Annotated in this window: 12 protein-coding genes; 9 read left to right on the forward strand and 3 right to left on the reverse strand. The window is 64.9% G+C overall.

The genetic code is table 11. The features are described from left to right. The first annotated feature begins 207 nt into the window (after positions 1-207). Entirely contained in the window at positions 208-927 is a 720-nt protein-coding gene (locus K4G59_RS03210; protein WP_231249267.1) for a hypothetical protein, read from the forward strand. Between the two features lie 260 nt (positions 928-1,187). On the opposite strand, the gene K4G59_RS03215 is transcribed toward K4G59_RS03210, so the two are convergent. After that, positions 1,188-1,907 carry a DUF8453 domain-containing protein gene (locus K4G59_RS03215; protein ID WP_231249269.1) on the reverse strand — a complete coding sequence of 240 codons (720 nt, stop codon included), beginning with the start codon at positions 1,905-1,907 and terminating at the stop codon, positions 1,188-1,190. A gap of 214 nt (positions 1,908-2,121) precedes the next feature. On the opposite strand from K4G59_RS03215, the gene K4G59_RS03220 reads away from it, so the two are divergent. Beyond that, entirely contained in the window at positions 2,122-2,703 is a 582-nt protein-coding gene (locus tag K4G59_RS03220) for a hypothetical protein (protein ID WP_231249270.1), read from the forward strand. Positions 2,704-2,848: 145 nt separating this feature from the next. Beyond that, positions 2,849-3,700 carry a DUF4062 domain-containing protein gene (locus tag K4G59_RS03225; protein WP_231249271.1) on the forward strand — a complete coding sequence of 284 codons (852 nt, stop codon included), beginning with the start codon at positions 2,849-2,851 and terminating at the stop codon, positions 3,698-3,700. 257 nt (positions 3,701-3,957) lie between these two features. Here the strand turns inward: K4G59_RS03225 and K4G59_RS03230 are convergent, their stop codons facing one another. Beyond that, positions 3,958-4,119: a hypothetical protein gene (locus K4G59_RS03230; RefSeq protein WP_231249272.1), complete on the reverse strand. Its 162-nt coding sequence runs from the start codon at positions 4,117-4,119 to the stop codon at positions 3,958-3,960. Positions 4,120-4,464: 345 nt separating this feature from the next. Here K4G59_RS03230 and K4G59_RS03235 point away from each other — a divergent pair, with 345 nt between their 5' ends. After that, positions 4,465-5,544, forward strand: coding sequence for an alpha/beta fold hydrolase (locus K4G59_RS03235; RefSeq protein WP_231249273.1), 1,080 nt, complete (start codon positions 4,465-4,467; stop codon positions 5,542-5,544). Positions 5,545-5,783: 239 nt separating this feature from the next. Here the strand turns inward: K4G59_RS03235 and K4G59_RS03240 are convergent, their stop codons facing one another. Next, positions 5,784-7,535: a hypothetical protein gene (locus K4G59_RS03240; RefSeq protein WP_231249274.1), complete on the reverse strand. Its 1,752-nt coding sequence runs from the start codon at positions 7,533-7,535 to the stop codon at positions 5,784-5,786. Positions 7,536-8,644: 1,109 nt separating this feature from the next. On the opposite strand from K4G59_RS03240, the gene K4G59_RS03245 reads away from it, so the two are divergent. From K4G59_RS03245 to K4G59_RS03265, 5 genes are all read left to right on the forward strand, one after another. After that, on the forward strand, positions 8,645-10,174 hold the full coding sequence (locus K4G59_RS03245; protein ID WP_231249275.1) for a hypothetical protein: 1,530 nt from the start codon (positions 8,645-8,647) through the stop codon (positions 10,172-10,174). Between the two features lie 5 nt (positions 10,175-10,179). After that, positions 10,180-11,841: a UvrD-helicase domain-containing protein gene (locus K4G59_RS03250; RefSeq protein WP_231249276.1), complete on the forward strand. Its 1,662-nt coding sequence runs from the start codon at positions 10,180-10,182 to the stop codon at positions 11,839-11,841. Between the two features lie 651 nt (positions 11,842-12,492). Beyond that, positions 12,493-13,419, forward strand: coding sequence for a bifunctional DNA primase/polymerase (locus K4G59_RS03255; RefSeq protein ID WP_231249277.1), 927 nt, complete (start codon positions 12,493-12,495; stop codon positions 13,417-13,419). A 364-nt stretch (positions 13,420-13,783) separates the two neighbouring features. After that, positions 13,784-14,629, forward strand: coding sequence for a serine/arginine repetitive matrix protein 2 (locus tag K4G59_RS03260; RefSeq protein ID WP_231249278.1), 846 nt, complete (start codon positions 13,784-13,786; stop codon positions 14,627-14,629). After that, a complete protein-coding gene (locus K4G59_RS03265) occupies positions 14,622-15,656 on the forward strand; it encodes a ParB N-terminal domain-containing protein (RefSeq protein WP_231249279.1) in 1,035 nt (344 codons plus the stop codon). The genes K4G59_RS03260 and K4G59_RS03265 overlap by 8 nt, the downstream gene beginning before the upstream one ends. Positions 15,657-15,666: the final 10 nt, after the last annotated feature.

Here is a 15,666-nt window from a genome sequence, read left to right on the forward strand (position 1 = left end):
ACGCCTGCACGGCGAGATCGGACTCGTCCCACCAGTCGAGTTCGAGGACGAGCACTACCGGCACAATCCCACACCGACTACCGTCGGCGCGTCAGTTCAGAGCCTCCACTGAACCCGGCACGCGACAGCCAACCCGTGACGCCGTGGCCATCGGACTTGTGCCGTTTGTTCGCCAATGCGCTCGTCGGACGATGCAGGATGCACACCATGACCGCCGAGAAGCAGCGCGCGGGCGCAATCGACATCATGCTCGCGGCCACGTCCGTCGTGCTCCTCACCATCGGCATCTCGAGCACGGCTTGGTGGCTGGCTGGCCGTCCAACCGCGGAGTGGCCGGCGTGGATCGAAGCCGGTGCAACCTTGGCCGCGGTCGGGGCAGCCATAGTCGCCGGGCTCTATGCAGCTCGTGCTTTCCGGCTTGAGTCGGACCGTGAGCACCGCTGGGAGAAGGACAACCGCGCGACCCAAGCGAGCCGCGTTGTTGCTTGGCCGTTAGAGATGCAGTGGAGAACGGGCCCCTTCGACGAACAGACCGGCCAGTATCCGGTCATTGAGGTGAGCGGCCTTAACGTGCGTGTCCGGAACGCCTCCGATCTCCCGGTTGCGAAGGTTCGGCTGGCGGCGACGATCGTGGTCAGACGCGCCGACGGCTTCGCGGAAGAATTGGACTTCGGCTCCACCGCCTTCTTCTCTGTCGAACCCGAGACCACAACCGACGTAGTTGTCTCTGCTACGCACCGAGATGCCATTCAACTTGTCACCACTCAGAGGGTGGACCCGAGGTACGAGACTCGGGTGTTCCTCCAGTTCGTTGACGCCGCAGGACGTTCATGGACCCGACGTCTGCATGAGGGGGAGCTTCGCGACGCCGGTACCCCCGCCGACCGCACGGTTGTCGTGTCCGGTCCCTCGTCTTGGCAGAGGTAGAGCCCATCACTGAGGCGCCAACGAGAGTAGAGGCCGACCGGGCGGCAATGCCGCCACTCGACAGGACCAGAAGCTCCTCGTTTCCTGCGACAGCGAAGTGAACTGATCGCGATTACGTGCTGCAGTGCCCGAGCGGCCGCATCGGTCACGAGGCGCTCACCGGGTGGTTCGCCCGGGAGTACAGGCGGCGGTTAGACGCATTGGTGCAGCGCTCGCACCTTCTACCCGAGCGAGCAACACGTATTCCGCCGCCTGCGGAGTTACCTGAATCGCCTCTTCAGGCGCTGCAATTCGAACTGCCAGAGCCTCCGGATGCCTCCCTCGCGAAGCATCTGTCTCGACTCGTAGAGGTGATCCCACCGATGCTCACGGCGCTCGTAACGGAGCCTGTCTGTCGAGACGACCTGGAGCCCTCTATGCGAGCCCCACTTGTTGAGCGTGTCCCGGACGTTGCGAACCGCATCCACCAAGTCAGAGGCATGGTCCCTGGGCGCAGTCGTGTGCTGGTACGGACCAAGATCGAGGGTGATTGGGGGATCGTCGTACTTCTGCTTCCCGGTCATGTCGGTGTACCTGAGCTGGGCTGTATACGAGAGCGGAATGTCCGCGTTCTCTCCGAAGAACTCCGGCCCGGTGCCCATTGGCAGCCTGATCACTCGCCCAGGAGCCATCATCGGGATCGGAGCATTGAAGATGCTGAAGTTAGGCGCCCGTGTCTTCGCCGCGGCCCGGATGGGTTTGTCGAAGGTCACCCGAACGTCACGAGCCGGGGTCCGCCCGATATTGCGGACCTCCAAGGCAACGAAGAAGCCTTTGAAGTACCAATCGACGAGCACGTACGGCCGGTGCTCCAAGTCCCGGAGGCGTCTCGATTCGGCCAGCTGCCTCAGCGCGATCACACCGAGGACGATGTAGACAACGACCGCGCCCACAGCACCAAATGCAGCCCATTCCGCTGCGCCCCACTTCGTCACATCCATGCAGGGCAACGTAGTTGCCCCCTCCGACAGGAAGGGACCGACGTCGGGACCGCGCCCCCCTTCATCGTTGAGCTGTCAGGAGTCGTGCAGGAGCCATCCGAGTGGATCAAGCGCGACCACGACCGACGCCTGCAAGCGGCGGATTGACGCGGACCGCCAGCGGCTCAGGTGAGCCTGCCGGGCGCGGGAGGAGCGCACCTCGATACTGGCCTGCATGGACCCGAACACGTGGGGCGACCTCGCAACCTGGGTAACGGCCACTGTCACGCTGGGAGCGCTCGTCGCCGCGATAGTGGCTGTGCGTCGTTCTGGCGAACTGCTACAGATCGAGCAGGAGCGCGACAAGGCTCGCGACAAGCGCGACGCTGATCTGCGGGAAGCCGCGGAGCGGGCCGAACAGGCCGATCTGGTGGCCGCGTGGCCGTACGACGTCGAGGACTTCGGGCCCCTCTCGGTGCAGTTGACCGGGTCTAGCCTGCCGGTCTACGACGTCGAGCTCGAGTTCGTTGGGCCGTCCGGCGTGGAGACTGAGGAGCTAGGGCTGCTGCCACCAGGGACTCAGCTGCACGACTGGCCGCAGTGGATGCACGACGGGGAGGGGACGCTCGCGGACTTCCGGGTGGCGCTGAGCTTCCGCGATACAGCGGGACGGGTGTGGCGTCGCAACGAGTACGGCGTGCTGCGCTGGACCGGGATCACCGTGTATCCGCAACCGATAACCTCGACCGCAAGCATGGGCACGCCCGCGATTAGCACAACCGGGCAACCCGAGGCTCAGGACGATCAGCGCGAGTGACGTCTCCGAAGGCCGTCCTTCCGCTTATCGGCGGATAGGACGACTTGGCCTCGACCGGTTCGCACTCATCGATTCATCACGGCGGAATGACCTATAGGCGCGGGACTCCGGAATATGGGCCACCCCACCGGCTAGCGTCAGCTTTGTGGCCTTCTCCGCAAACGTCCTTCGCGTCCTGATCGCGTCTCCTTCCGACACCGCCGAACTCCGGGACGCTGTCGAACACGCGCTTCACGAGTGGAACGGCGACAGGGCGGCCACGTCGTCGGTCGTGCTGCTCCCGCGCCGATGGGAAACCAACGCGGTCCCGGAATTGACGGGCGAGGATGGCCAGACGGTCATCAACCGCCAACTGGTTGATGAGGCCGATGTCGTAATCGGGATCTTCCACTCGAAGCTCGGCCAGGAGACGCCGCGGTATGCGTCAGGCACTGCGGAGGAACTGCATGAGGCGAAGGACGCCGGCAAACGGGTCCATGTCTATTTCTCGTCGATGCCGATTGCCCGCGCGCATGTTGACCCGGAGGCGCTTGCGACGCTGGACGCGTTCAAGAACGAGATCGAGAAACTAGGTCTGTACGGGTCTTTCGACACCGCAGGGTCGTTGAGGGATCAGGTGAGACGCGCGATCGAGGCCGACATCGTGGCGCTCGATCTGGGTGCACCGAATGACGCGAGAAACCCGGCGAGAGAGGGCGCAGCGCTACAAGCTCGTGCAGTGAAGGCGGGCTCCTCATACCGGCTGATCCTCCGCAACACGGGAGACGCCGACGCGGAGGACATCTCGTTCGACCTCACGCCGACTGGGGGTGACGAGAACTCCGAGGCACCGATGCTCTTGACCGATCCCGGCCTGTTCACACTTCCTCGGCACGGCGGAGAAATCTCGCTTCCGGTCATCTTGTCGTGGGGGATGGCGTCCCATGTGAAGATCTCATTCAACTGGTCGGAAGCCGGCGTCGCGAAGGCGTCGTCCCACACCGTGTCGTTCTTCTGAGACGCGACCTGCTCCCACCGTGTCGGCTGTCAGAATAAGAAGTCGCGGGACTCTTGGGGAGTCGACTTCGGATCGATGACGCTAGCCAGCAGCGGCTGCGCTGGGGTGGCGTGTCGGCACCAACGAGAATCGTCTGCACCGCTGCCACCAGCCCGGGCAGCGAGGCACGCCGGCAGACGAGGTTCTGACCATCTCAACAAGGTGAGGGTCTGCGCGCCACGGCATGCGGCGATAGGACGCAGATGGAAAGGCTCCCGCTACCGACCGGGCGTGTAGTCGCCCGACAGGTAGCGAAGGAACCGATCGGCCCGGTCGATGTAGGTCGTGACTGTGTTGTCGGTCAGTCCCGCGGTGCGCAGCTCGCGCTCGAACTTGTCGAGGGCATCGCGAAGGTCATGCATGGTCCAGGAGTCGGTCATAGATCGAGCATGCGTGAAGACACTGGGCTTCTGTCTAGTGCAACGACCGAATCCTCTGCCGCGGTTATTCAACACGGGCGGAGCGCGTCCGCCAGGCGGCGGTTTGACGCACCATGTGACGAGACCCCACTCACCAACCCGCGAGAGCTCTTGGCGCCCATGGCCCCTCAATAGGTATCGCCTCGCGGCCGCCGGGCATCACCGACCCCACACCGAGGAGGAGGGCCTAGCACCTGGCGCGCGCACTGCCTACAGTGCAATTGGGTCACGCGGCGGCCCCTTCATCACCGCGATCTTGGACGCGACCGGCCCGTCGGCTTGGCACCTGACTACAAGGAGAATCTCATGCCGCTGCAGAACGACTTCTACACACCCGAGGGCCAGGGAGCCTACGAGCTGATCTCGATCGGCCGCTTCGAGTTGGAAGAGGGTGGGGTGATCGAGGATCTTCGGTTGGCTGTGGCGACGTACGGCACCCTCAACGAGGACAAGTCCAACGCAATCTGCATTCCGACGTGGTTCTCAGGGACCCATGCCACCTGGGAGCAGGTCTACATCGGTTCGGGGCGGGCCCTGGACCCCGACAAGTACTTCATCGCGGTCATCAATCAGATCGGCAATGGCCTTTCGACTTCACCGCACAACACCGAGGACCCATCGATCGCGATGTCGAAGTTCCCTCATGTGCGCATCGGCGACGACGTCCGCGCACAGGAGCAACTGCTGCGCGAACACTTCGGCATCGAACGACTTGCGCTTGTAGTGGGCGGTTCCATGGGCGCTCAGCAGACCTACGAGTGGGCGGTTCGGTTCCCCGACAAGGTGCTGCGTGCAGCTCCCATCGCAGGTACGGCCCAGAACCTGCCGCACGACTTCCTCTACACCCAGACCTTGATGGACGCGATCACGTCAGATCCTGCCTGGAACGGTGGGGAGTACGCCGCGAATACCGACGTGGCTGCTGGGTTGCGGCGCCATGCCGACATCTGGGCGGTCATGGGACTGACCACGGACTTCTGGAAGACGGAGTTCTGGAGGGACATCCCTCCCTTGGTGGAAGGCCTCGGGTGGGAGACGTTCGAGGAGTTCCAGCAGAACTTCACCGCGCTCATCTTCGGCATGATGGACCCCAACGCGCTGCTGTCGATGGGCTGGAAGTGGCAACGCGGGGACGTGGCGCGCAACACCAACGGGGACCTCGCAGCTGCGCTCGGCAGCATCACCGCCAAGACGTTCGTGATGCCGATCGAGCAGGACATGTTCTTCCCACCCCGCGACTGCATCCCCGAGCAGGAGATGATCCCGGGCGCCGAACTCAGAATGCTGCACAGCATCGCCGGTCACTTCGGGCTGTTCGGCTTCGAGCCCTCCTACACCGCCGAGGTGGACGCCGCGCTCTCAGACCTGCTGGCCATCGAGGTTTAGAAGTTCAGTCTCGAGCGTTGCGATCCGCCTGTGCCGAATCATGGATTTGCGTCGGCGGCTGTGGGCTCACGCCATCCGCCCACACGACACATGCCGCCGTACAACTTGTCAGTTGGGGCCGTTTCAGGGCGCGCCGGCAGGCGGCGGTAAGACGCAGGTCTAGCGCGCGCACTCATCGCTGGGTCGGGCGTCAGCCCACTCCCTAACGCGAATGACTCCTACCATCGGCCCAGACGATTTCAATCGTCGTCGTCACCTTCGTCCCAACTCAGCGACACCGCCTCAATCTCGCGAGGCACCCGGCCCTCTCGCAGGTCCGGACCGAAGGCTGTCGTGGTGTCATTGCCGCCGTAGACGGCCTCCGGGAAGATGGTCGACTTCTGTACCAGCGCCCGCTTCTCGGCAACCGCGCCCTGCACCGAATGGAAGCGCATGCCGCAGACTTCCCCATCTAGGCTAAGAGTCGACGCGGTCACGTTGAATCGCACGAGGACGGTGTCTGCCGACAAATTCGCTATGACGGGCAGACTAGCCCGCACCGGAGCAGGGCTCAGGTCCTGAACATCTCTGTCCTCTTGAGCGGGAGCAAGGTAGAACGAGTACCTGGCGATGACGCGCTCGTCGGTCAACGTCGCAGCGAGGCCCGTGAGAGAATGGAAAACCTCGGCGTCCGTAACGTCTCTGAGCGAGACCGACTCCCGGGGCCAGCCCTCAATTGTTGTGCATCTGCGCCAACTAGCGACGAATTTGGCGACGGTGTGCAACGGCACGAACGTGGCGTCCGTCGCGAAACCTGCCCCGTCCGGCTTTCCGTCATCGCCCAACTGAACGATCGTGGAACCTGGTCCGCATGCGGAGAGGAAGTCGGCGAAGGACCCGAGGTCTTCCATTTTGGTGTCGACGAGAGGGTCGATAAAGACCTCGGTCTCGTGCACACGCTTCCCCTCGACGAGCCTGGCATGCGAGGTAATCAAGCTGAGCCCCGAGGAGTGAACGTAGGCCCAATGAGTTCTCGTCCTGCGCAGGACGAACTCCGCGGTCACGGAACCGAAGGCGGACGAGCACTGCAGCTTGACCGACGACTCTGACAGGAACCCCGAAAGTACTGTCGGAGCAGGAAGGTTTCGGAGGTACTTGAGGACTTCGGGCTTCGGGACGAGTGCACGAAAGCGATCGGCGCCGTGCTCTATCGAGCCGAATGCCGCATGCACGACCGCGCGCTCCTGCTCCGGAGTCTCGCTCTCGTAGTAGTCAAAGATGTGGACCGTCTCGACCAACGTCAGTTGGCCCTGAGGGGTCCGCCGGATCTCCACCGACGCCGCCGGAAGGATCCTGCTCAGACGTCTCTCGGCAAGCCCGAGTCGCATGGTTTCGCTGAAACCGTGGCTCAGGCACGCTCGAAGGTCGGCGTCGAAGGTGTCTTCGTTCCCGCAACGGTCTGCCGTGACGGTCATCTCCGCGGCTGTACCTGCAAGGAACTCCGTCAGCTCGTCCCCAAATTTCGAGTCAACTAGCCGGTGGTGGACTGACGCGGCTCCTCCTTGGTCGAGCGCGACGAGGATGAAGATCAGTGGTGTGCGCGAGTTCAGCAGGTTGCGTGCATCGCCGACATTGAGCTTGACCTTCTTGTCCGATGACGTCGTCGCTCGCACGCAACAGCCGACGAGCGTGTTCGCGATGTCGCTCGCTCCACGGCTGTCGTGGTCGAGGTCGATCTGGCACATGAAGTCGATGCCGAAGTCCTCTTCGCACTTCGTCGCCAGCAGCCCGTGCGCTTCCGCGAACACCCGGAACGCGAGCTCCCCTTTCGTCCCGACGCGTTGCGAGAAGCTGCGGCGCTTACCGCTGCTGCCTTCGAGACCCTCTGGTCTGCGAGTCGCGACTCGTCGCGTCCTGTCGTCACCGCGCTTTCGTTGGTCTTTGCCCGTGCTCTTGCTTTTGCCCTTGCCCTTGCCCTTGCCCTTGCTGGCCGAGCCTCGATTCCTTGCCATACGACGGGTCTACCCGATCGATCAATGATCAAGGCACGCAGACACGGGACTCGACACCAGTGACCCGAAGTGACCACCGTGCGCCCGGCCCGGCGAAGCGCTCGAAACGGCCGCTTGCGCCTTGGCTGCCAGCACCGGATGGACCACCGTCGGCGCGGCCGTTGGTCCTCGAGCACTAAAGGCGAGACCGTGACTCCGTCCTCTCCTTTGCGATGCGAGCAGACGCCGACCACGCCGCCGCCAGCCTCGGTCACGATCCTGTGGGCTCCAACGTGGCCGCCGATGGTGGCGGCCGGCTCGACGCGACACCGCGCGGGTCGAGGTGACCTCATGACGTCGCGGAGGACTGGGCACACCCCTTACCGGTGAGCGGGCTGCCCGTCCGAGGCGGCGGCGGGCGGACGGTTGCGCAACCCGCAGCGACCACGTTTCACGCGTCGGAGTCGATCCCTGGCGCTGACCGAACGAGAGCGCCGCGCTGGGGGCAAGCGAATTGGATGGCGAGGTTCGAGGCCCGCGCCACGATCGGATCGTCAGGACGCTCTGGGCCAGTCTCGCAGACCAGGTACGGATGCGTGGTGGCCGAGCAGGTGCGGGTCTTGGCTTGCTTTCCCGCGCAGAACGGGCAGAAGCGGCCGCTGACAAGATCTCCGGGGGCAGCAGGGAAGTCGTCGCGTCGTGTGCAGAACCGCCAGACCGGCTTGGTCCTTTGAGCGTGGACGTTGGCTGGCGTCACGGTGCCCGGGCATGGCCGCACCTCTCGCTTGCCGGGAGCGGCGAGACGGCGTCGGTGTGTCGACTGCTGGCAGTCGATGTGAACGGGACAATGAGCACCTGAACTCGGCGGAAGGCTGCATGTGCACATCTCTCGGCTTCGCATTAGAGACTTTCGCGGGTGGAGCGTCCTCGACCTCCATCCTCGCGGGCATGTGCTCGTGATCGGAGAACCGCGTGCGGGCCGTTCCGACCTGGTGGCAGCTCTGCGACGGGTCCTCGACCCACGCTCAACGCGCAGCCAGCCCTCTACCGCCGACATTCGGCAGAGTCAGGTGCCTAGTGCCGTCGGAGCGGAACCGACTACTTCATTGGCTCCGTTTGCCGAAGTTGAGGTGACGCTGGTCGGTCTTCCCCACGCCGTGGAGCAGGAGGCCGACGGCGCCCTCGAGCCGCTGCTCAGTAACGGTCTTGTCGATGTGTCCGGCAACGCGGCACCGAGTGCGCCCTTGGGTCTTCGGCTTGCCTACCGAGTTTCTTACGACGCGACGACTGACGAAGTCGAGCATCGTGTCTACTACCCGAGCCTAAGCGATCCGGCGGCAGACAAGTATGTCCGCGTGCCCGCCGCGATCAGGGCCCTCCTGCCGGTGGTTTTCCTGGACCCGACACGTCCGCTGCAACTTCGCCCGGAGGGGCTCCTCCGTCAGTTGGTGTCAGACGCAGACCCGGTCGCAGCGACCGCTGCCTTCCAGGCTTTGGAGGTCGATGTAGTGGCTGCCGCAACGACGCTCTCAGCCAATCCGTCCATCGAGGGCGTTCTCGACGCACTCGTCGCTGACGCCGGCCCCGCTCGCCGAATCGGCGATGCTCCTGTGTCTGCGAAGGACATCCGATTCCTACCGGATGGCGGATCCTTGGCCGGTCTGCTCCGCGCATTCCAGCCAGCGTTGCGACTCGACGACGCCGGATCGCTGCCACTGGAGAGCCACGGTTCAACTACCGTCGCGATTCTGTCGGCGGCCGAGGCGTTGCTACTGGCGGCATCCACCCACGGTGCGATCATCGTTGGCGACGATGTCGGCGAAGGTCTCGATGGACCCACCACAGAGCACCTGGCGAACGCGCTACGCGGCGCTGCGTCGCAGACGTGGCTCACCACGCGTCGTGCGGACGGGGCACGCGCGTTCGAGACGTCCGAGTTCGTCAGACTCACGCGTCACACGGGTCAGCGTCTGGCGCACCAGGTTGTTCCGCCCGCCGATCGAAAGGAAGCAGGTCTGCATCGGCACATCCAGTCGCAACTTCTCCCTGCCCTCACTGCTACGGCGGTCGCAGTCTCGGAAGGACGTCACGACTTGTCGGCCCTCAGTGCTGCGGACAGAAGGCGCTCCACGCCTGCCCTTCCACTCGCTGCGCACGGTGTCCGGCTGATCACTGCGGATTCCGGTTCGGGCGGCGGAACAGGCCAGATTCCTCAGGTCGCCAAGCTGGCGCACCAACTCGGGTACCGCGTCGTCGCAATGGTTGATGGCGATCCGGCGAAGACCGCCGGAACGGTCCTTTCCGATATCGAGGCTGCGTGCGATGCACTTGTCAGGCTGCCCGACAGCATGGCAATCGAACGCGCAATCCTCACAGGAGCGACAGCGACGCAACTACGTGTAGCCGCGTCTCAGGTCTTCCCGATGTACGGCCTGGCTGACCCGACACTGGGTAAGTCTGACCCGGACGTGTCCAATGTTGTGATGAAGGTGCTGCACAGCAAGGGTCTGCACGAACAGTTCCTCGGCGCGTTGCTCGAAGAGACGGGCGCCCTGCCGCCGATCGTCGTCGCCGCGCTCGACGCGACTGCGACCTGCTCGCAACCTTCCTACTCGGGGGCGAAGCGCATTGATCTTGCCGACCCGACCGCGACCGTCTAAACGCCATGCCGTACCAGCCATCCGTCGAGCAGCAGGACGTCGTCGACGAAGGCGCCCCAGTGGTCGTTGTCATCGGCGGGGCCGGATGCGGCAAGACGACGACCGCTGCCGCGGCCGCATCTAAGCGCCTCGGCGACCAAGAACTCGCCAGACAGGCAGCTCGAGCAGCAGCTCCGGTCGGGACGCTCCCGGTGCAGACCGATCTAAAGCGAGTCCTCTTCATCTCGTTCTCACGGACTGCGGTCAGCCAGATCGTCGACCGAGCCGCCGGCGTGCTCGGCGCCCACCAGCGCAACGTTGATGTTGTGACCTTTCACGGCCTGGCGTGGCGGATCCTCAACAACTTTGGCCGCTATTACGGATACCCGCATCCTTTGCGAGTTCAGTCTGCCGCCGAGACCGCCCTTAGCGCCGCTACATTCCCCGGCCTGACTTACGCCCAGCTCGTGCCCGAGGCAACCAAACTACTGAACGTTCCAGCGGTCAGGGATTACTACGAGCGGCGCTACGGGACTGTCATCTGCGACGAGTTCCAGGACACCAGTGATGCCGAATGGGCGTTCGTGCAGTCGGTGGCGCCGTCCGGTCAGCGGATCCTGTTGGGCGACCCGAATCAGTGCATCTACGCCGGCATGAAAAACATCGACCCTCACGCTCGGGTAGCAGAGGCGGCACGTCTTACTGGAGCGGTCACCTTGACCTTGCCTCCGCTAAGCCACCGCGACCCGTCAGGTGTTCTTCCCGCAGCCGCGCTGGCCGCCATGGAACGTCGGTTCGACGATCCCGCGATTTCGCATGCCGTGACCAGCGGCCGCATCGTGCTGCATCGCGCACCGACGCAGGACCTAGCGGACGGCGTTGCGCATGTCGTTGCTGCAGAGCGTGCCATGAACAAGTCAGTGAGCATCTACACCCACACCCATGCTGCGACAGCCGAGCTGTCAACTCGGCTCGCGTCCGCTGGGATCGTCCACGAGCAGGTCGGATTCACCGAGTCCTTCGGAGACGCGATCCAGGCGCAATACGAGATTCTGGGTTCCGTTCTCGGCGAGATCCGCGGCGGTCGCAAGGCACTTGCGGTTTACGTCCAGTCAATCAGTCGTGGCCGTCAGGAGAAGCGGGTCCCTGCCGCCATCGTCGATAGGACCATGCCGAGGTTTGAAGAGGCCATCAAGGAGGTCATTCGAAGCCTGAGGGAAGTCGTCGGCCCTCCGCCAGACCTTGACGAACTGGTCCTTCGTATCGGCCGCATCCACAAGACGCTGTCGTTCCCCCGAGGCGAAGAGACCTGGCTAGAAGCCAACCGCCAGCTGCGACGATCGCTCCGACTGCTCGAACGCGGTGGCACCTTTGCCGACGTCGGTGCAGAAGTCGAGGAACTCCGCAGCTCGACGCTTGTTGGTTTCCGAGCAAGCAGGCAACGCCCGGTTCAACTCATGAATCTGCACCAGACGAAGGGTCGGGAATCCGACGCAACCGTCCTAATGCTGCAGCCAGACGAGTACCACGGTCCTGAAAGCGAACCATTTGCCACCGGCTCTCGCGTGCTTTACGTTTGCTTGACCCGTGCACGAGAACGCGCTCACATCGTGCTACCGGCCGACCGCACCGTTCATGCGCTGTGGTCACCGTTTGTCGCAGCCTGCGACTTCGCGCTTCTCATCTAGCGGTGAACATAGCCGACCATGTGCATTCGCAGCGCCTTGTGCTGACGTCGGAAGGTTGTGGTCGCATGGTGCCGAAGCCCGCAACAAACCCGCAGTCTCTTAAGTCAACTGAGCGTTGACTCAAGCCGCGGAGGTGCGAACGTGAGCAGGTCAACGCCGCTGCGGACGGAATTCCCAAAGTGGCCCGGACGCGCGGTTCTCGGCGTACATGATCGGAGTGTGGAAACTGGCGTGGGGGCTGGAGGATCGAGCGTCAGTCCGTGCTGCGCATGGTCCACCTAGAGGATCCGGCGCGTCATTCGTCGCTTGGTCGTCGAGCTGCCTCGCTGGCTTGTGAATCGCGAAGTGCGTGGTCGGCATCCGGCCCCGGCGGGACTAGACCTACCCCCGAAACGTGTGCGTCATTGTGGGCGGGGTGCAGCGCCTGCCGGTACACCCAAACTGGGCGGTTCGCCATAGCTTCGCGTGCGGTGGAATCGGCAACGTCGACCCCGATGCCGCGGCCTCCGCTCAAGAGTAAGACCGTGCGCTGACTCCGGGGCCCGGCCCAATCCGAAGGACACGTTCGCGCTCGCCCGTCCCAGGCTGGCTTAGGACGGGCGTCACCAGGACGGGCGTTTTTTGGTGCCTTGGATGTGGACAGTCGACTGCATGGAACAACAAGCACACCAGCACCCATCGGCGCGGTGGGATCAGCAGCTGTTTCACTGGCCCGCCCAAGCACCGGACTTGGCGACGGCGGCGGCGCAGGTCGCAGGCCGCGGTATCCCAGTCTTTCCGTGCATCCCCCGTGGCAAGCAGCCCCTTACCGTCCACGGCTTCCGTGACGCCAGCACTGACACCGACATCGTCAGGTCATGGTGGCGGCGATGGCCTGACGCCAATCTCGGTGTCCCGACCGGTTCGGCCAGCGGCGTCGACGTAGTCGACGTGGACGTCCACGGCGCCCGGTCCGGGTTCGGTGCCTTCGAGCGTGCGCGAAGGGCTGGATTAGTCGAGGGATGGGCGTGGCTGGTCCGCACTCCCTCCGGCGGCCTCCACGCCTACTTCCTTCGCACCACCGCTACAGACCAGAGGTCGTGGCAGGTGCCGAGCCAGCACATCGACTTCCGCGGCGACGGCGGCTACATCATCATCCCGCCCTCCTGCGCGCGCACCGACGGAGGCGTCGACCGCCGCTACCAGCAGATCGCGGTCGCCGAGCACCACCGGCCCACGCCGGTCAACGCCTCGGGGCTACGGCGGCTCCTTGACCCGCCCAAGCCGCTGCGCCCGTCCACGGCCTCGCCCTCGATCGGCAGGGCCCCCGACAAACTGGCCGCGTGGGTCGCCTCGCGTCCTGAAGGCGCTCGCAACGGTGGGCTGTTCTGGGCGGCGTGCCGGATGGCTGAGGACGGACACGACCTCGGCAGCACGACCTCGCTGCTCGGTCAGGCAGCTCATGCTGCAGGACTGCCAGAGCCCGAGACACTGACCACCATCCGATCTGCCTTCCGGATCGTCGCGCGAGTAGCGCCAGCGCCGCCGCTGCGGCCGCCGTCACGCCCTACAAGAGCGGTTGAGGGGGTGGGACTGTGAACACCCACGCGCCCTACCAACGCCGTCTCGGTCGCGCGCTTCCTGAACCCATGCCGACGGCCGTACCCGACCCTGCTCCGAATGCCCTCGTGCTTCACGGCGACCCCTCACTACTCCAGCCAATCCAGTCGGCTGCGGAGCCGGTCCGACCGACGATCACGTGGGTCCGACCCAGCGAGGTCTCCACGCTGATCGGGGCCCGATGGGCAGGCCGCGGAATCAACCTCCAGGACGAACTGACTCGACGCGCTCGACGCGCCCCAGCGGCTGCCGCAACCAAGGCAGCCAGACGCCTGCCCCATCCCGTTCAAGGCCAGTCGCTGCCCTCCGCGACGACGGCCACCCCACCGGAAGGACTCGGACTGTGAACAACCCGATCTACGCCACCGCAGAAGGACTTCGACTCCTGCTGCTCGACCTCGCCTACGCCGGACCCGGTGCATGGGAGACCGACCCCGACGCCGCCGAACTGATGGCGTACGCCATGGACAAGTACGGCGCACTCGCTCACAAGTACGGGCTGGAACCCACAGACGCCGCGACGTACGCCTTTGAGATCATGAACGCCCGGGCGACCCGGCTGGCCGAGGATCCGTGGGCAGTGATCACCCACGCGGTCCACCTGAGCCTCGTCTATGAGTCGCGGGCCCGAGGGATGCTCTGCTCAACCCAGCAGGCGCGCCACAGCTCCGGCTCCGATTACCACGACGCCGAACGGTTCAGTGAGCGCGACGACGAGCTTGCGAACTACCACCCGGCCTTCCAGGTCGAGGACGACCTCAGCACGATCGACGATCCGGGGCAGGAGTCCGTCGAGGACGAGCCGACGAACGCCTACTTCGCCCTCGACCAGGCGATCCAGTTCTTCGTCGAGCTGGGGTGGTCCCGCCGCACTGCACGGCTCGGGTTGGAGTACATCGCCGCCCGCCTGATCCGCACCGGCACCCGCCTGAGCGCCTTCGAGTCGTTGCGGCGCGACGGGAATGGACCCGCGCTCCTGGACGTCGATCACAAGTCCTGGCTTGCCGTCCTCCGCGGTGTGCTCGGAAACCAGCATCCCGATCGCTCTCACACCAGCGAGGGGCGCGGGATCCTGCTGCGTCTGATGTCCGGCGAGGGTCTCGACGAGCTGTTCGAGGACGCGGCACTCGCCCGACTCATCGAGCACGCAGCGCCCGAGTACACGTCGGCGAGCACGAGCCGTGTCTGACAAGGGGTTCGTCGAGCTCGAACGACAGATCGACTCGATCGTCGTCGGTGAGCGTCACCGTCGGAATCCCGGTGACCTGACCAAGCTGACGGAATCGCTCACCCGCGTTGGCCTCCTTCAACCGGTCACCATCACCCCCGACGGCTACCTCATCTGTGGCTACCGTCGATTGGCGGCCGCCAAGGAGCTCGGCTGGCAGACCCTTCGCGTCTGGGTGCGCTCGGGCATCAGCGACGAGCTGACCCGGTTGCTTGCCGAGCGCGACGAGAACATCACCCACCAGCCCCTCACCCCCGACGAGGCAGCCAAGCTCTACCACGAGCTTCTCGACCTGGTGAGGGAGGACGCACGGCGCCGACAGGCGGCCACCCAGTACGGGGCGAAGAGCGATCAATCCGCAGGTCAGCACGGTCATGCTGAATCAGCATCACCGGGGCCGGGGTCCTTGGGATCGGCCCGTCGCCGGGCCGCTGAGATGGTCACGGGCAAGGCGTCCTACGCCCGGCTCGAGCAAATCCTAGAGATGGAACGCATCGCCGCGGACCGGTCCCAACCCGAGACGATCCGCCAGGTTGCGACCGACGAGCTCGGCGTGATCCGCAACGGCGGTCCGGTCGATCCTGGCTACCAGCGAGTCAAGGCAGCGCAGCGCGTTGCAGCACGGATGACCTCGACCCAGGACTCGGACGTGGACGCCCTCACGGACGAAGCCCTCGCCGAGGCGAAGGCTGACCACAGACGTCGGGTCCGCGAGAACCGCACCAAGCGGGCGTCGGCGGCGGCCACCGCCAAGCGATCCACCCGCGCGTTCGTCCTGACGTGGGCGGAACTCGACGGCTGGTCCAAGCGGTACGACGTCGACCAGGTGGCACGCGAGGTGAAGCCGGACGACTGGACCCTCTTCCTCCGCGTCGTCGACGAGACGATCGCGTTCGTCGAGGCGGTGACACGCGCGCGGGAACACGCGGCCACCTCACACACATGCGCTACCCGACACGTTCCGAAGTTGTCCGCCGACGACACCTGATCATCTCCGG

Source organism: Nocardioides furvisabuli (assembly GCF_021083185.1).
GTDB lineage: Bacteria > Actinomycetota > Actinomycetes > Propionibacteriales > Nocardioidaceae > Nocardioides > Nocardioides furvisabuli.